Genomic DNA, 16557 nt, shown 5'->3' on the forward strand with positions numbered 1-16557 from the left:
ATTGGCCCGTTGGGGGAAAGATGGCGTAAACTGCTGATTCTGCTTTCCATCCATCTGCTGAGCGCATGACATCACGCCCGTCCCCCTCCCGCCCCGGACGTTCCCTTGAGGAACGGATCGAGGACCACGCCCGGCATCTGGGGTTTGATGCCGTGGGCTTCTGCGCGGCGGAGCTTGGCCCGGATGTGGAAGCCGGACTACGCGCTTTTGTTGCACAGGGCCATCACGGGACGATGGAATGGATAGAGACGCGCATCGAACAGCGCAGCCATCCGCAGACCCTCTGGCCCGAAGCTCGCAGCGTCATTTCCCTTGCCGTCTGTTACGCACCCGCCGAAGACCCGGACGCAACGCTGCGTCAGCCGGATCGGGGCAATATCTCCGTCTATGCCCGTAATCGGGACTATCATGACGTCATCAAAGGGATGCTGAAGCATCTTGCACAGTTCGTCGTGAAGCTGGGCGATGAGACCACGCAGGTGAAGGTCTTCGTCGATACGGCCCCGGTTTCGGAACGCGCTCTGGCGGAAAAGGCGCATCTGGGCTGGCAGGGCAAGCATACCTGTCTGGTCTCCCGCACTCACGGTTCTTGGCTTTTGCTGGGAGAAATCTACACCACGCTGGATTTAAGCCCGTCCGAGCCAAAAGGCGGAAGCTGCGGCACCTGCACAAGCTGCCTGACAGCCTGCCCCACAGACGCCTTCCTCGGCCCCTATCGCATGGATGCCCGGCGCTGCATTTCGTACCTGACCATCGAACACAAGGGACCGATTCCGCATGACCTGCGGGAAAAAATGGGCAACCACATCTATGGCTGCGATGACTGCATTTCCGCCTGCCCGTGGAACCGCTTTGCCGAGGCGTCCCGACACATCAAGCTTCAGGCCCGACCGGAATTGATCGAGCCAAAACTTGCAGAACTTGCAGCCCTCGATGACGCAGCTTTCCGCACGCTTTTTTCGGGATCACCGGTTAAGCGCATAGGTCGCAACCGGTTTGTCCGTAATGTTCTGATCGCAATCGGCAACTCGGACGATCCTGCCCTTGTACCCTCAGCGCAGGCTCTTCAGTCTGACCCTGATCCCGATATTGCCGAAACTGCCGGCTGGGCACTGGAGCGCCTGACATGAGTGACCTCGTCAAACGCAGCCTTTCGCTCTCAGGACATCGGACGTCCGTGGCCCTTGAACCGGAATTCTGGGCAGTCCTGGATCAGATGGCTACGGAGCGGGCCTTGAGCTTTGCGGCCCTCGTTGCGTCGATTGACGCCAAACGCACACCAGACCGCCCACTGGCCTCAGCTCTCCGTGTTGCAGCCCTTATGGATGCGCGAAAAACGGGCGACGACTGATCGGGTCACTTTGCGTTCGGAGGAAGATCCATCCAGTCAGGGTGCTTTCTCTGGATCCAGTTCAGAGCTTTCTCCATCAAACGACGGAAGAACGGAATATCTTCGGAAAGCAGCAGGATACCTACAGGAATCATCCACACACCCAGAACGGGTAGGAACGCCATGCAGCCTCCGAGCATGAACAGAATACCGGCCGGAATACGAATCCATTTGCGCTCTGGCTCCCGTAGCCAGCTCAGCGTCTTCTGCATCCATTCAGGGAGTTTGCGAATCAGAGCCTGCATCTTCTCCTCATAATCGTCTGCCGACGAAGGCTGAGCGACACGGAGATGATGGGTCTGATCGGACATAACTGGGGTGACCTTGTTTTTCATGATGCTCCTTCAACACCCGAAGCCTCCGGGAGATCCAGTTCTTTCTGTGGAGGGTACATGTCCGATCTGTCATTTGCCGGTTTCCGGGACCATGCTAGATTGTCGATATGGCTATCTGGGGCAAAATGTTCGGTGGTGTTGCTGGCTTCGCAGTCGGCGGCCCGTTCGGGGCACTGATGGGAGCAGCCCTTGGGCATGCCGCCGACAGTGGCTCTCTGCTTAATCCTTCCACCGGGGGGTGGAGCGAACGCTTTCCTGCACGGGGTCGTCCTGACCCGAACAGTGCAGCGTTTTTTGGAGCTGCAAAAATTGCGGCCGCCATGGGCAAAAAAGACCAGCTTTACGCCATTGGCCTTGTGGCGCTGTGCGCAAAGCTGGCGAAGGTTGACGGGCCGGTCAATCGCTCCGAAATCAATGCGTTCAAAACCTGCTTCCAGTTTCCCCCCGACAATACGCGCGAAGTTGGCATGTTGTTCGACCGCGCACGGGAGCGAACGGACGATTTTGAAATGTACGCCCGCGAGATGGGCTCAGCTTACGGAGACGACAAGGCACCGCTGGAGAACCTGATGGTGGCTCTTTTCCGGATTGCCCGTGCGGATGCCGGAGCATCCAGGGAGCTCCATCCGAAAGAAATTGATTTTCTCCAGCGTGTCCATCGTGCGTTTGGTCTGTCGTCTGGAGCATGGACGCGCGCAGAAAGTGGCGACAGCCGTGCTGCCAGCACCGGCGAGCCAGACGCTTATCGCGTTCTCGGCATCACGCGTACAGCGTCAGACAAGGAAGTCCGTGTTCGGTGGCGAACGCTTATCCGCGAGTACCATCCGGATGTTATTGCCCAGAAACCGATGACGGATCTGGAGCGCAAGCGTGCGCAGGAACGCGTAGCCCGGATCAATGCGGCATGGGACCGCATCAAGCGGGACCGTCAGCTTTAACCGAAGTGAAGCCATACCAGCATGCCGTAGCTGATAGCGCCCAGTGACAGGATGACAGCTCCTGTCACTCTCAGGCCAGCGTTCGCAACGCTGCGGGCATCAACACCGAGGCCCAGAGCCGCCATGGACGTTACCGTCAAAATTGTTGCGATGTGACTGATTGGGCCGCCAAGTGACGACGGAATTAGCCCGAGTGAGCGGCAGGCTATCAACGCGAGAAAACCCAGAATAAACCACGGCACAAACTGGAAAATTCCGCCTTTCCTGACTGATGCGTTTATATTTTCTGACGTTTCATTTTTACGTTCGGAAAAGAAAACGGGAGAGGCCAGTCCAAGCCCGAAACACACCGGCCCAAGCATCAGAACGCGCACCAGCTTGACGATCATGCCTGTCTGCACAGCAATGGTGCCTAAAGGGGCCGTGGCGGCGACAACCTGCGGGACAGCATAAACCGTCAGTCCAGCGAATGCGCCGAACATGCTGCCACTCATACCCGAGAATAAGCCAAGACATGGCAGTCCCAATACGGTGAGAACGCCGAACACTGCGGTGAAGGCAATCGCTGCGGCAACGTCTTTTCCGTCTGCTCGAATAACAGGTGCAACAGCTGCAATTGCGGAGTTTCCACAGATCGAGTTGCCGCAGGCAATAAGCAGCGCCATGCGGGGTGGAAGCCCCATAAACCGTCCAATCCCGAAGCTCATGATGAGTGATGTCGCCACGAGCACCATGATGCCAATAATCAGGACAGGTCCAACGGCCAGCAGGTTTGCCGCACTTACTGACGCTCCGAGCAGAACAACAGATATCTCCAGAAAATAGCGCGCAGTGAAAGCAATGCCGGCTTGGTATCTGTTCCCCGGCGAACAGAGGCTGCGCACTGCCATTCCGGTCAAAATCGCAAGTACGAGCGCCTCCAGCCATACCTTGCCGAAAAGAACCTGCTCACCAGCTTCTAGCAATGATGCAGCAGCGCTTACCGCAAGGCACAATCCTATTCCCGGCAGGGTGCGATAAGCGGGCTGAAATTTCAGGGCAGCGAGACATCGGGGCATGATCGTTTTCTCCTGCCCTTCAGATATCCGCTCATAAATCATCAATAAAACAAATTGATTAAGTTGTTTTGTTCGTTAAAATCGATTGATTGCTATCGAGGACGATCATGACGCTAGAGCAGTTACGCATTTTCGTTAGCGTCGCCGAACGCGAACATATGACGGCCGCCGCACGAGCGCTGAACGTCACGCAATCCACCGCCTCAGCCGCAATTTCTGCCCTTGAAGAACGGCATGGCATCAAGCTGTTCCATCGCGTGGGGCGAGGCATCGCTTTAACGGATGCCGGCCAGATTTTTCTGGAGGAAGCCCGCAATGTTCTTGCAAGCGCAGCTTCGGCGCAAAACACACTAAATGAACTCAGCGGGCTGAATCGCGGCAGTCTTCGGGTTGTCGCCAGCCAGACCATCGCAGCCTACTGGCTGCCACCAATACTGGTCGCTTTTCGCGCCACCTTCCCCAACATCACCGTTACGCTTGAAATCGGCAATACGACGCAGGCCGCAGCGCATGTGCGAGAGGGACAATCGGATCTTGGAATTGTCGAAGGCAGCGTGGATGACCCCGCACTCGCGCAGTGGCCACTCGCGGAAGATCGCTTGCAACTCGTGCAGGCCCAACCTTTCGGAACGAAAAATGTGGATGCTGGCTGGCTGCAAAATGCGACCTGGATCATGCGGGAGCGTGGCTCGGGCACACGCTCATCGCTTGATACCAGTTTGCGGGCTGTCGGCGTAAAACCTGAGGCCCTGAAGGAAGGGCTGGTTCTTCCATCAAACGAAAGCGTACGAACGGCTGTTGAGGCAGGCGCCGGACTGGCTGCTCTCTCTTCCCTTGTGGTTGCCCCATCCCTCGCCAGCGGAAAACTTCATGCTGCTCCGTTTGATCTTGGGCCCCGCACCTTCTTCGGTTTGCGACACAAGGAACGCTACCGCAGCAAAGCCGCTGACGCTCTCTTGCAGATTATCTCGGCGCAGAGAAACGGCACCTAGAAACGGATGGGCGCCAGCCCATAAAAAAACCGCTTCCCCCTGAAGAGAAGCGGCCAAAAAGCCTGTCAGGCTGCCCGGTTTCAGACTGGAAGTGCAGCCTTGACACCCTTTTCGCGAATGATCTTGCGCAGCGCGATAACCTTCTCATCAAGCGTCGCATGATCAAGGTCACGCCAGGCGTCAAAAGCGGGAAGTTTCAGAGCGCTCTCAAAGTCGTCTGCTTTCGCGAGTGCCTTCTGCTGCTCACCGAAGGTTGGCTCGAACGGTTCGTACGTTCCGCCCTTCTCGCTCTTCCCACGCAGCATCTCAAGGTAGGCTGCCATGCCAAACGCAATTCGGGATAGATCCCGCTTGCCTTCAAGCGCCTGACGCACCGTTTCCGTCCAGAAGACCTGAATTTTCGAGGACCCATCCCCTGAAATTCGCAGGGTCTGGTCAGCCATCGCCGGGTTGGAGAAGCGGCTGATCACGCTGTCACGATACCCTTCGAGCGTCATGCCCGGCGGGGCTTCCAGGGTCGGAATGACATCCTTGTTAAGGAAGTTCTCCAAATTACCACGCAGATCGGCGTCACGAACGGCTTCATCAACATTCTCATACCCGACCAGAACGGCAGGGAAGCAGAGCATGATGTGGCCAGCATTCAGCATGCGGATCTTTACATGTTCGTAGTCCGTCACATCATCGACGAACTGGACGCCGGCCTTCTCCAGTGCCGGGCGTCCGTCAGCAAAGCTGTCTTCCAGCACCCACTGATGAAAATCCTCAGCAACGAGCGGAAGATCATCGCTCAGGCCACTGGCCTCATTCAGGCGCTTGGCAATTTCTGAAGACACCGTCGGTGTGATGCGATCCACCATTCCGTTGGGGAATGTGGCGTTTTCTTCAATCCACTTGGCCAGTTCCGGATCACGCGCCTTTGCATAACCCAGAAATGCCTTGCGGGCGACATTACCGTTGTGCCGCAGATTATCGCAGGACATGATCGTGAAGGCCTTACCCCCGGTATCCCGGCGGCGGCGCAGTCCTTCCACAACATATCCGAAGATCGTGGACGGCGCTTCCGGCGTCTTCAAATCCTGCTGAACAGCCGCATTCTCAAGATCGAACGCACCCGTCGATTCATTGATGTTGTAGCCACCTTCCGTGATCGTCATGGAAACAATCCGGATGGCAGGGTCCGAGAGGTGCTTCAGTACGGCTTCAGGATCTGCCGGAGCCAACAGATAGTCCCGTAATGCGCCCATGACGCGGACAGTGCTTTTGCCAGACGGTGCCGTTTCCGTCAGGGAGAAGAGGCAATCCTGCTTCTTGAACTCTTCAGCTTTTTTCTTTGAGCGGTCACCGCCCGTCAGGCCGACACCAATGATGCCCCAGTTGGGATCATCCTTGAGAATTTGTTCAACATAGAATGCCTCGTGGGCACGAAAGAAATTGCCCACACCAAAATGCACGATCCCTGGCTTTATCCCGTTGATGTCGTAGGGCGGAGCCTGCACACCGGCGGGAAGAGACTTGAGGGTTTCGTGCGTAATCATGGATTTCTCCGTTCCTAATGACCAGCCTCTGACGGGGGCCGGTTTTCCGGGCAGATGCACCGAGCTCTCCAGAAAACGCGGGAGATCACGACCGGGTTTCGAAAAAACGCCATCAACTGGCGCCTAGAGCCCTTTGGCAGCACTGGCATCGTCTCGCATGAGAACGCCTACGGCGCGCTCCAGATCATCCTTGAACAGAGACATGACGAAGCGCATTTCAGGCCGCGTCTGTTCTTCCAGCCGCGGAAGAAGTTCGAGAATGTCTTTGTCTTCCGGCTGATGCGGATGACGGTCCTGCTTGCGAACAAATCTTTGTTCACAGCTATGAGCCAATGCTCTCAGCGTGTGGCTGAGGCTTTTGTAGAGTGGAACAAGGCCTGTATTCCCTGCTGCACGGCCTGTCGCGATTGCTCGAGCCACCAGCATCGTATCGTTCAGGAGCCGCCGCATCAACCTTGGAAGTGCCGCAAGCACAGGATCGCGCTTCTCCAGATCACTAAAACGCTCGCGCCTAGCCTCTTCCACTGCGCCTTCAAGTTCGATCAGGAGGGCTACACAGGCTTCGTTCCGGGTTTCAATTTCCCGCCAGCCCGTCTTCTGATCCAATGCGCCTTCCAGCAATCCGTCCAAACGTCGCAGGATGCGGCTGGATGTATGGAAAGCCTGCTTTCGGGCACTGCTATGCAATACCACGAAGGACACCACCAGAGAGACGACCACACCAATCACGATAGCCGTCAGCCGCGTCACCATTGGCAGGAACGGGCTGCCTTCGCTCGGAAACAAATACACAATAATCAGGGTGATACAGGCAAACCGCAGATTGGTCTGAACGGCTGCGAGAAAGGCCAATGGCGCGAGAACGATCCAGAAAGGCAGCCACCGCAGACCCGTCCACATTTCCAGCAAGACCGCCACGATCCCCGCGACAGCGCCTAGTAGCGTGCCGGTAATCTGATCGCGGGCCGTTGTCATTGTCTGCGTTATGCTGGACTGCGTAACAATCAGCGCGGTCACGAGCGCCCAGATTGTTTCCTGAAGATGGAGCGTCATGCCCACAACCCAGGCTGTGACGATCGAAACCAGAACGCGAATGGTCTGGCGCGTGGCGGGTCGCAGAACCTCTCGCCAACTGCTTCCCTTCGGCGGGACCATCAGCCAGGCCTGTGTGATTTTTTTTAAAGCGCTCATCATGTCATGAGCGCTTTAAGAGCTTCCCGGTTCTTCCGTCCACCCGTTTCAGAGCGAGATCAGGTGCCCGCCTCGTTCAAACGAAGAGCTGGACCAGTCATTCCCCGGAATGGCGATTGGTGGGAGACACACGTAGGACCTGACGTCTTGCAGAACCATGCTGATGGCAACATCAATGCCAACGTTCGTCCATCGTATGCGGGTAAATTCCCGGCAAACGGGAGATGTAAAATACCGCAAAGGGTAATACCCGCCCTTTATCGGAAAGATATTTTCCATAAAGAATTTTGCGCAGGCCGGCGTGATGACGTAGCAGCAACAGCCTGCGAAGGCGCTGAGTTGCGGGTAACAAAACGCACGCCCTTTTAAGAACTTTGGCTGCTCTTCATCAAAAATGATTGTCGCCTTCATGGAGCCCGGAACAAACGCCACCTCCAACGGCCAATCCGTGTTGAACCCGAGAGCCAGAAAATCATAATCAGGATTGGTGGTCAGCGCCTGCTCTCGGTCTTTCCAGAAATCTGGAGACAGATGAACGTCATCCTCCATGACCATAATGGGCTCTCCGATGTCCCGGCAGAGCTGCCATAGTCTCAGATGCGACATCGCGACGGCAAGCGCCGTATCGTCATAATCGGCGTCATTTAAAACGATACCGGCATCAATACACGCCTGCTTGCTGACATCATTTTTATCTGTCGCAGGGAAAACGGTAATCTGGTCGAGGAACGGCGCATTTATGGCATTGAACTGCGCAAGCCGGTCTGGCCTGGAAGCAAGACTGATGACGTAATTCTTCATCGCCCCTCACACCCAAAGAAGCTGAGCGGATCAGTTCCCCAAAAAAGGAACTGGTACCCAGCGTAGCCCGTCATCATCCTGCACCAACAGCAGAACTTCTTTCTTCTTCTGTTCCAGCGCATGGCTCACAGCTTTGGCAAACGCATCCGGCGTGTCGATCTGATCCTGCCCAACCTGCGTAATCACATTCCCAACGGCAATCCCGCGAGATGTGGCCGGGCTGGAGGGTTCAACCCGATCCACCAGCACGCCGCGCTGATCATCCGTCAGAGCATATTGGGTACGCATTTCCGCATCGATGGAACGTACTGCCAGACCCAGCTCGCCAAAAGCTGCTTTCGTATGTGTTGGCTGATGCGTGTCGGACGGTGGCATATCTGGCGCGTTCGGCGACTGTGCCAGCGTGATCGGAAGCGTCTTGATGCTGCCCTTATGCCAGACGGTCAGCTCTGTCTTTGTTCCAGGCAAAATGGACGCAATGATGCGCGGCATGGTCTGACCCGTCACATCCTGACTGCCCACACGAGTGATGATGTCACCAACCTGCAGGCCAGCCTGAGCTGCCGGACTTTTCGGCCCTACTTCAGATACCAGAGCACCCTTGCCGACCGTGCCGTCCGCCTGGTGGAAATCAAGATCCTCAGCAATGTCGTAGGAGACATTCTGGAACTTCAGTCCCATCCATCCGCGTGACACATGACCTGTCTTGCGAAGCTGATCGATGATGCCACGCGCGTCATCTGCCGGGATGGCAAAGCCGATCCCGATAGAATCACCCCCGGCTCCACCATAGATCAAGGTGTTGATGCCAATGACTTCGCCCGAGAGATTAAAGAGCGGGCCGCCAGAATTTCCCCGATTAATGGCTGCATCCGTCTGGATATAGTCATCATACAGGCCGTGTTCGACATTCCGTCCGCGGGACGAGATGATACCTGCCGTGACTGTTCCGTTCAGGCCGAACGGATTGCCAATGGCCACCACCCAGTCTCCGATCCTGGCGGCATCGCTGTGTCCTAACGGAACAGCCGGCAGCGGATGTTTCGGTTTGACTTCCAGAACGGCCAGATCAACCTGACTGTCACGCCCCACAATCTTTGCCGGCAGCTCCGTACCATCCTGAAGTGTCACGGAGACCTGATCTGCGCCTTCAATGACGTGATTGTTCGTCACGATGATGCCAGCCGGATCGACAATAAAGCCGGAGCCCAGAGCCTGCATCCGCCGCGGCGGGCGGTTCGGTGCCGGCTTGTGCGTCATGTAGTCGTGAAAGAATTTTTCCAGCGGAGAGCCCTGCGGGAACTGCGGCACCTGCGGACCATCCGGACCACTGGAGTCCGGCCCCTTGTCCTCATCCTTACCAGGCTTGAGCACAGCAGACGTCGAAACGTTCACAACGGACGGAAGAAGGCGATTTGCCAGATCCGCAAAGCTGGACGGAACGGAGCGCGGGGCTGGAACGGGTGCCGGAGAGGGCTGCGGGGCGGTCTGGGCCTGTACCGTCGTAACGGACAGCGCCAGGGAAACGGCGCAGGACAGGGCAAGGCTGGCGGTCAATCTGCTCATGGTGACACGCTAACGCAGAAGACAGTCCTTCGTCACCATCCTGTAGTTCAGGAGGGGCGTATGCTACGCTGTTTCTCCTTCCTGACAGGCCGTTCCCCCAGAAAAAAGAGTCTTGGCATGACCGATCATCTCCCCCCGACCAGTTCTTCTGACGAATCACATGCCAATGCCGAGAAACGCATTTCCGAGATTCTGAACAACGAACAAACTGGCCTTGGATCGAATGTATTGTCCTTTGCGTCGCTGGAAGGTGTTTCAGTTCGCGACGGACATGCGCACGTGACCCTTGCCACCTCGCGGGACAACGTGTCGCGCATGGAGCCAATCAGACCTCAGGTTGAAGCAGAGATCGCACGCATTCCAGGTTTGACGGGAGCAACAATTTCCCTGACAGCCCATCGCGCTACCACGCCACCACCGGCCAACGCACCAGCTCCCGCAGCCCGGGGCGGTCATCGGCCGTTCAATCTGGGCGGCAAACGGCAGAATGCGTCCAGCCGTCATGCTCCAGAGACGCTTCTGCCGGGCGTAAAAGCCGTCGTCGCTGTTGCGTCCGGCAAGGGAGGCGTTGGCAAATCCACAACCGCTGTGAACCTTGCCGCCGGACTGGCCAAACTCGGTGTCCGGACCGGCCTGCTGGATGCAGACATCTACGGCCCATCCCTGCCGCGGATGCTTGGCCGCAATACACGCCCCGAAGTCATTGAAGGCCGCATCATCCCTATTGAAGCCTGGGGGCTGAAAAGTATGTCCATCGGCTATCTGGTGGACGAGCATCAGGCCATGATCTGGCGTGGCCCCATGGTCATGGGCGCCCTCACCCAGTTCCTTGGAGAAGTGGACTGGGGAGATCTGGACGTCCTTGTCATAGATATGCCGCCCGGAACCGGTGATGCCCAACTGACACTAGCCCAGAAGCTTGGAGCCAAGATGGCCAAGGGTGGGGCTGTTATTGTCTCTACGCCTCAGGACATTGCGCTGCTGGATGCGCGACGTGGCGTTTCCATGTTCGAACGGATGGAAACCCCCATCCTCGGCGTTGTGGAGAACATGTCCTATTTCTGCTGCCCCAATTGTAATCACCGCACTGAGCTTTTTGGCCACGGTGGTGCCAGAGAAGAGGCCGAACGTCTTGGCGTGCCTTTCCTTGGCGAAATTCCCCTGCTGGCCGACATCCGGGCCAGCGGCGATCAGGGCACGCCCATTATCCTCTCGGCACCTGACAGCGAAGCTGCCCGTGCCTACACGGCACTCGCCACGACCATTGCCGAGGCCCTCAGCCACTCAGATGAAAAGGCTTCCTCATGACCCGTCTTCTCCTGCTGGGAACAGCGCTACTTCTGTCGGCTTGTGCTAAGCCGCCTGTAGTCCATCATGGGCTTTCTTCAGACGGCTACGGCTTCACGAATAACTCCTCCCATCTTCCCCCGCCACCAAGCCTCATGACCCCTGCGACACGATAAAATTACAGAATCGACACTCAGGAGCTTGACCAAAGGGGTCTCGGCGTGGAAAAAGCCGGGCTGTGGATGCCGGGTTAGCACAGTGGTAGTGCAGCGGTTTTGTAAACCGAAGGTCGGGGGTTCAAATCCCTCACCCGGCACCACGATTTTTCCCAGAAAATCAAGCGTTCTACGCGATTCTCCAAAAAGAATCGTGCACGCCGTCGACCCCCGCTTTGTGGGTTCAGACCCTGTGGATAAGTTTGTTGATGAAGATCTACGAAATGTGAGTCCGACGTGATTCCACATTCGTTCTCAGTAGAATCCGTTCAGAAACAGCGATTCCAGAAAACAGGAAATCCACCGACCATTTTACTCACCGAAATACGAACTCAATTTTCGGCGGTGGGGTCAATTTTATAGCAGTGTTCAGTCAGGCCCTTTTTACAAAGGGCCATATGTTTGTGTGCCGGTGCAGGCCAGAAAATGTGGATGCACACGGACGCAAGAATGAGCAGCCCTGCGAGAATCGCCCAAGGCCAGATCCGTGGTAACTGAGGCTCTATTTCAGCCGAAGTTTCACTTTGCACGGAAGGAGCTTCTCGCAGGAGCTTATCAAAATCGTTCACGATTTTCGGTTATCTCAGGCTTCTGGTTCGAGAATGTCGTTCATCTCGATCCATTCGCGCTTGGAAAGCCCGGACGTTTCCTGTGTCACGGCCTCTCCCGCCAGACGGCGGCGCACCACGTTCAGCATCCCCGCTGAGAACGTGAAGGCTCCGCGACGATATTCTTCGAATGCAGCAGCCGTTGCCGGCACCCAGGCATGCAGGAGCTCAATCATCTTTTCTGCATAAACACGAATCTCGTACTGCGCATGCGGATCCGCACGCAGGGCAAGGAAGTGCATCAGATTGTGCAGATCGATCTTCCAGTACCACTGGGTATAGGTGTTCAGCGTCAGGTTCATGCGCGCCAGTTCACGGGCCAGGCCGGTGCCCTCCGGGTCCAGCATCGATTCATAATCATCGTAACACTGGCTGGCGTCACGACGCAGAATCTCAAGCACGCGCTCCGCCGTTTCCGGATCAAGAGCTTCGCTGCGTCCCTGACGGTTCGAGGCGCTCTGCGATGCAACCTGATCCAGAGCTGGCAGATAGAACTCACGGTCGAGAATCGAATAGCGTGCGGAATATTCGTTCACGCTCGCCATGCGATGACGAATCCACTGCCGTGCCACGAAAACCGGAAGCTTAACGTGGAACTTGATCTCGCACATCTCGAACGGCGTCGAATGCCGATGACGCATCAGATAGCGGATCAGTCCGGCATCTTCAGACACCTTTTTGGTGCCACGCCCATAAGACACCCGGGCAGCCTGAACGACGGCTCCATCATCGCCCATATAATCGACGACGCGCAGGAAACCATGATCCAGCACCTCGATGGGCGTGAAAAGAAGTTTCTCCATCGCCGGAACGGTCGGGCGGGAGGTCAGCTGGGGCTCATTGCGTTGCGCTTCAATTTCAGCGCGCTGTTCGGATGTCAGTGCCATAGGCCGCGGCTCTAGCATGACGAAACATCTCCCGCCACCGCAAGAGACGAGTCCGGGCGGCATCATCATGCGCTTCGTCTTTTCCCCTTGCAGGACAGCAACAGCACTCCTATGTTCAGCAGTGCAAGGGGTTCGTCCCCGGCTATGGCGATAAACGGTAAGTGAAATAAGTGTTGTGGACCCGGGGGCAGTGCCCGGCGTCTCCACCAGGAAAAATCTCTCTGCAAGAGGGATCTGTGGGGACGAAACAGGCTCGACGCGCATGGTAAAGACTTATCTTTTGCCCGGTATTGTACCACCGTCATCGGGCTAAACTTACAAGTGCCAATGATAACTCTGAGGTGCTCGCTGTCGCTGCATAAGCGATAAGCGCGGTTCGGGAGGGCACCGGGCAACAGAAGCCCTCCCACCTCATTTTTCCTTTTGTGCAAAACGTCTTGCCATTCTGGCTGGTCTGTCGCATCCCTGACCTGATTGACTGAAACATCAGGCCTGCGACCATGAGCGACGACGATCACACCGGCCAGGACGGCCTTGAGCACGACCTGCCCGAAAGCCTTCTTCCCTATGACGACTGGGTGGAAGACGCCTATCGTGAAGTCATGCTGCGCGCCATTGAGCACGTTGCGGCTGAGGGACTTCCCGGTGCTCACCATTTCTACCTGACGTTCCGCACCAATCGTCCGGACGTCATCATTCCGTCCCGTCTCCGCGCCCAGTATCCGGAAGAAATGACGATCGTTCTTCAGCACCAGTTCTGGGATCTGGCGCTGGATCGCGAAAAGAATGTCATTTCCGTTGGTCTGTCGTTCGGGGGCGTTGGCAGCATCCTCGTCATCCCGGTCGCCGCCATTACGGCCTTTGCAGATCCACATATCCGGATGGCGCTGCGCTTCGTCAGCAGCATGGTCGATGACGACGAAGACATCGAGATCCCTGAAGGTGCGGTAGAGCCAGATGATATCGATCCGACGCACCACCCAGAGGTGACGATCGAAGAGCCTCCTCAGGAAGAGAAGAAAGATGCCGAGGTCGTCAGCCTGGCGGCATTCCGCAAGCGCCCACCCACCTGAGCTATTCTTTCCCGCCCGAACAGGGCACCGAGGCCTGACGGTTTCTGCGTCCTGATGATAATATCAGGACCATCGGGCGCCGTTTTCTTGAGGGACCATCATGCGCTTTACCGTTGATCGCCTTGACCATATTGTTCTGACCGTACGGGACAGAACTGTTTCGGCATCCTGGTACCAGCGGGTTCTGGGCATGGATATTGAGGAATACGGCCGTAATAACCGTGTTGCTCTCTGTTTCGGCGGCCAGAAGATCAATCTTCGCCCTGAAGGATCAGAAGGTTGGGAAACGGCCGAAGGCGCGCAGCCCGGTACATCCGACCTCTGCTTCACAACAGCTATCTCAAGCGACGATGTTGTGCGGCATCTCGAAAAATGCGGTGTTGTCGTTGTGGAGGGCCCGGTTTCGCGCCTGGGCGCGCTGGGACCGATCACCTCGGTATATTGCCGGGACCCGGACGGCAACCTTGTGGAAATTGCCTCTTACCAAGGCTAACAGGCGGGGTTGACCCGCCTGCCCTGCTGGCTTTTACCAATTTTTGGAGATCATCCAGAATTCTTCGGATGTCAGGGTAATCGCATTGCAGTCTTTGGTTTCCGCCGCAGCCGTGGCGAGGGCTTCGATCCGCTCGATCATGAGCGTCTTACGCTGATGAGCTTCTGACTGCTCCTTGACGGTGGCAAGTGTCTGAAGGGCAGACTTTGCAGCTTTGGCAACGCGGGCTGCATCAATAGCGGCATAAGACATGATTAGTCTCCATGGTGATGGTCAAACTCGAAGTTGATCCTACCGCACCCTTGAGACCAGACCAAATAACAGCTGACCTCAGGCCAGTGAGGCCTCATATGCCTCAAGCACAGTGTCCGTCGGACCATCCATGCGGATCTGACCCTCTTCCATCCAGAGGATGCGCGTACACCACTGCTTGAGCACAGGCAGGGAATGCGATGTAACGACCAGAATTTCGGCGGCATCGACCATACCTGCCATCCGTTCCTTCGCCTTTTCCTGAAAGCGCTGGTCGCCCGCCATGAACCATTCGTCCATCAGGAGAATGCGCGGACGGGGAACCGTAGCCAAAGCAAATCCAAGCCGAATGCTCATCCCGGACGAGTAGAGTCGAACAGGCAGATCAAAAAACGGCCCCAGTTCCGCAAAGGCTTCGACGTCGGCTTCCAGAGCAGGAAGCTGCCCTTTGGGCAAACCAATGCGACATGCAAAGAGATTAAGGTTCTCGCGCCCGCTCAACTCAGGGTTCATGCCAGACTGCGGATCAATAAGCGCATGACTGTCGCCCTCGATATCCAGATAGCCGTCATCTGTTTCATAGATCCCGGCCAGCACACGCAGGAGCGTTGTTTTACCAGCGCCGTTATGGCCGATCAGGCCAATGCGCTCACCTCCATTGATCTGAAATGTCAGCCCTGACAGCGCCTGCACGAGCACGGCATCCGAGGCAACTGCACCGAGACGCATTCTTCCGCCAACAGATGCAGGCTTCGTGACGGTGGCCTTGGCACGCGCCAGCAGGGTTTTCTTCAGAGAGCGAGAAGCCCCGTGCAGAACCGGGAACGACAGGGAGAGATTCTCAAGGCGGATATGCGTCATGTCAGATCCAGAATACCAGCCGTGAGCGCACACGGACGAAAGCCCATATCGCGATAACCCAGAAGACAGCACTCGTCAGCAGAGCCACAAGCCAGACGCCGATCGAAGGAATGTGCCCTAACAACGGAGCACGAACGACTTCCAGCAGAGCATAAAACGGATTGTACAGAAGATACCGCGCTTTCCCCGCCAGTTGCTGCGGCTGCCAGATGACAGGCGTCACGTAGAACACGATCTGAAGGAGCGCCCCGATAATCGGCGGCACATCCCGAAACCTCGCACAGAGCGAGCCCAGCAGCATACAGGCCGCAAATCCGTCCAATCCCCATAGCAGGAGTGAAGGAAGCGCCAGCAACGCCGTAGACCCCGGCCAGACATGATAGAGCGCGAAAACACCCACAGGAACTATGATGTTGTGAGCAAAGACAATCGCATTACGGACCACAACCCGAATGGCCTGAAGCAGCAAAGGAAGACGACTGGAGCGTATGATGCTTTCTGCATCCAGAAAACTGGTGCAGGATTCTTGAAGAAGGCTCGATAACCCCGTTTGCCAGAGCGTCAGGGAAAGCGCCAGAAACGGCAGGTAAACCTTCATATCCTGATGAAAGAGGCGACTGTACAAAACGCCCATGGATGCAACCATGATGGCGGATGTGATGGTCAGCCAGAATGGACCCAACGCTGATCCGCGATAGCGAAGCTTGATGTCCAACCACCCCAGCATAACGCCCAGACGCCAGAGCTTGCAGGCTCCGCGAAAATCATCCCAGGCCCGGGCAGCGGGGCTTCCCCGACGCTGGTCGAACTTCAGCGGGCTCAGATCATGCTTCGGTAGCCGTTGCATCTCTGGCTCTTTGGGGGCCGGGGAAGATGAGTTCATCTGGTTCGCCTAGCCGATAGACTCTGTTCCCGCAAGCAGTCTTCCCCTTGATGAAGAAGCACCCTTTCACCATCTCTCGTCGAACAGCTTCAAAGCGAAAAAGTAGGCGACAAACGTAAACCTTTCGTCATTTTTCCTAGTTTTGCCGTAATCCCTGTGTATTGTCTGGGGGTTGCGACAGTTCTTCCC

At 56.6% G+C, this 16557-nt stretch carries 18 protein-coding genes, 1 tRNA gene and 1 other RNA gene; 10 read left to right on the forward strand and 10 right to left on the reverse strand.

All coding sequences use genetic code 11. The annotated features are described in order from the left end of the window. Positions 1–65 precede the first annotated feature (65 nt). Both queG and KP705_RS12405 read left to right on the forward strand, forming a co-directional pair. Positions 66–1130, forward strand: a complete 1065-nt coding sequence (queG, locus tag KP705_RS12400; RefSeq protein WP_215764531.1) for a tRNA epoxyqueuosine(34) reductase QueG — start codon at positions 66–68, stop codon at positions 1128–1130. Further along, complete coding sequence (locus tag KP705_RS12405) at positions 1127–1351, forward strand: ribbon-helix-helix domain-containing protein (RefSeq protein ID WP_099211866.1); 225 nt, start codon at positions 1127–1129, stop codon at positions 1349–1351. The genes queG and KP705_RS12405 overlap by 4 nt, the downstream gene beginning before the upstream one ends. Positions 1352–1356: 5 nt before the next feature. Here the strand turns inward: KP705_RS12405 and KP705_RS12410 are convergent, their stop codons facing one another. After that, positions 1357–1725, reverse strand: coding sequence for a hypothetical protein (locus tag KP705_RS12410; RefSeq protein ID WP_374195567.1), 369 nt, complete (start codon positions 1723–1725; stop codon positions 1357–1359). A 107-nt stretch (positions 1726–1832) separates the two neighbouring features. Here KP705_RS12410 and KP705_RS12415 point away from each other — a divergent pair, with 107 nt between their 5' ends. Further along, positions 1833–2663, forward strand: coding sequence for a TerB family tellurite resistance protein (locus tag KP705_RS12415; protein WP_046900812.1), 831 nt, complete (start codon positions 1833–1835; stop codon positions 2661–2663). Here the strand turns inward: KP705_RS12415 and KP705_RS12420 are convergent. Then, the gene (locus KP705_RS12420; protein WP_215764532.1) at positions 2660–3721 is read right to left on the reverse strand and encodes a YeiH family protein; all 1062 of its coding nucleotides are present in this window, start codon (positions 3719–3721) and stop codon (positions 2660–2662) included. The genes KP705_RS12415 and KP705_RS12420 overlap by 4 nt on opposite strands. Before the next feature lie 107 nt (positions 3722–3828). On the opposite strand from KP705_RS12420, the gene KP705_RS12425 reads away from it, so the two are divergent. Then, a complete protein-coding gene (locus KP705_RS12425) occupies positions 3829–4713 on the forward strand; it encodes a LysR family transcriptional regulator (protein ID WP_046900810.1) in 885 nt (294 codons plus the stop codon). Between the two features lie 80 nt (positions 4714–4793). Here the strand turns inward: KP705_RS12425 and KP705_RS12430 are convergent, their stop codons facing one another. The 4 genes from KP705_RS12430 to KP705_RS12445 all read right to left on the reverse strand — a co-directional run bounded on the left by KP705_RS12430 (position 4794) and on the right by KP705_RS12445 (position 9809). Beyond that, positions 4794–6251, reverse strand: a complete 1458-nt coding sequence (locus tag KP705_RS12430) for a mannitol dehydrogenase family protein (protein WP_215764533.1) — start codon at positions 6249–6251, stop codon at positions 4794–4796. Between the two features lie 123 nt (positions 6252–6374). After that, on the reverse strand, positions 6375–7406 hold the full coding sequence (locus tag KP705_RS12435) for an FUSC family protein (RefSeq protein WP_252348363.1): 1032 nt from the start codon (positions 7404–7406) through the stop codon (positions 6375–6377). Between the two features lie 84 nt (positions 7407–7490). Beyond that, positions 7491–8243 (reverse strand): glycosyltransferase family 25 protein, encoded by a 753-nt coding sequence (locus KP705_RS12440; RefSeq protein ID WP_215764534.1) that lies wholly within the window; start codon positions 8241–8243, stop codon positions 7491–7493. Between the two features lie 30 nt (positions 8244–8273). After that, positions 8274–9809 (reverse strand): Do family serine endopeptidase, encoded by a 1536-nt coding sequence (locus KP705_RS12445; protein WP_215764535.1) that lies wholly within the window; start codon positions 9807–9809, stop codon positions 8274–8276. Positions 9810–9926: 117 nt separating this feature from the next. Between KP705_RS12445 and KP705_RS12450 the strand changes: the two genes are divergently transcribed. The 3 genes from KP705_RS12450 (at position 9927) to KP705_RS12460 (ending at position 11415) form a co-directional block, all read left to right on the forward strand. Further along, positions 9927–11117, forward strand: a complete 1191-nt coding sequence (locus KP705_RS12450; RefSeq protein ID WP_198150491.1) for an Mrp/NBP35 family ATP-binding protein — start codon at positions 9927–9929, stop codon at positions 11115–11117. Further along, positions 11114–11272, forward strand: coding sequence for a hypothetical protein (locus KP705_RS12455; protein WP_167386129.1), 159 nt, complete (start codon positions 11114–11116; stop codon positions 11270–11272). Before KP705_RS12450 ends, KP705_RS12455 begins: the two co-directional genes overlap by 4 nt. A gap of 68 nt (positions 11273–11340) precedes the next feature. Continuing rightward, a tRNA-Thr gene (locus KP705_RS12460) sits at positions 11341–11415 on the forward strand. A gap of 479 nt (positions 11416–11894) precedes the next feature. On the opposite strand, the gene thyX is transcribed toward KP705_RS12460, so the two are convergent. After that, positions 11895–12806 carry an FAD-dependent thymidylate synthase gene (thyX, locus tag KP705_RS12465; RefSeq protein WP_046900805.1) on the reverse strand — a complete coding sequence of 304 codons (912 nt, stop codon included), beginning with the start codon at positions 12804–12806 and terminating at the stop codon, positions 11895–11897. 83 nt (positions 12807–12889) lie between these two features. On the opposite strand from thyX, the gene ssrA reads away from it, so the two are divergent. The 3 genes from ssrA (at position 12890) to KP705_RS12480 (ending at position 14372) form a co-directional block, all read left to right on the forward strand. Beyond that, positions 12890–13217, forward strand: a transfer-messenger RNA (tmRNA) gene (gene ssrA / locus KP705_RS12470). 89 nt (positions 13218–13306) lie between these two features. Then, positions 13307–13879 (forward strand): SspB family protein, encoded by a 573-nt coding sequence (locus KP705_RS12475; RefSeq protein WP_064274752.1) that lies wholly within the window; start codon positions 13307–13309, stop codon positions 13877–13879. Positions 13880–13979: 100 nt separating this feature from the next. Then, positions 13980–14372 (forward strand): VOC family protein, encoded by a 393-nt coding sequence (locus tag KP705_RS12480; RefSeq protein ID WP_046900803.1) that lies wholly within the window; start codon positions 13980–13982, stop codon positions 14370–14372. Between the two features lie 33 nt (positions 14373–14405). On the opposite strand, the gene KP705_RS12485 is transcribed toward KP705_RS12480, so the two are convergent. From KP705_RS12485 to KP705_RS12495, 3 genes are all read right to left on the reverse strand, one after another. Further along, the gene (locus KP705_RS12485) at positions 14406–14624 is read right to left on the reverse strand and encodes a hypothetical protein (RefSeq protein ID WP_046900802.1); all 219 of its coding nucleotides are present in this window, start codon (positions 14622–14624) and stop codon (positions 14406–14408) included. Positions 14625–14702: 78 nt separating this feature from the next. Then, on the reverse strand, positions 14703–15485 hold the full coding sequence (locus KP705_RS12490) for an ABC transporter ATP-binding protein (RefSeq protein WP_046900801.1): 783 nt from the start codon (positions 15483–15485) through the stop codon (positions 14703–14705). 1 nt (position 15486) lies between these two features. Further along, on the reverse strand, positions 15487–16368 hold the full coding sequence (locus tag KP705_RS12495; RefSeq protein WP_215764536.1) for an ABC transporter permease: 882 nt from the start codon (positions 16366–16368) through the stop codon (positions 15487–15489). Positions 16369–16557 lie beyond the last annotated feature (189 nt).

Source organism: Gluconobacter sp. P1D12_c (genome assembly GCF_018812105.1).
Taxonomy (GTDB): Bacteria; Pseudomonadota; Alphaproteobacteria; order Acetobacterales; family Acetobacteraceae; genus Gluconobacter; species Gluconobacter oxydans_A.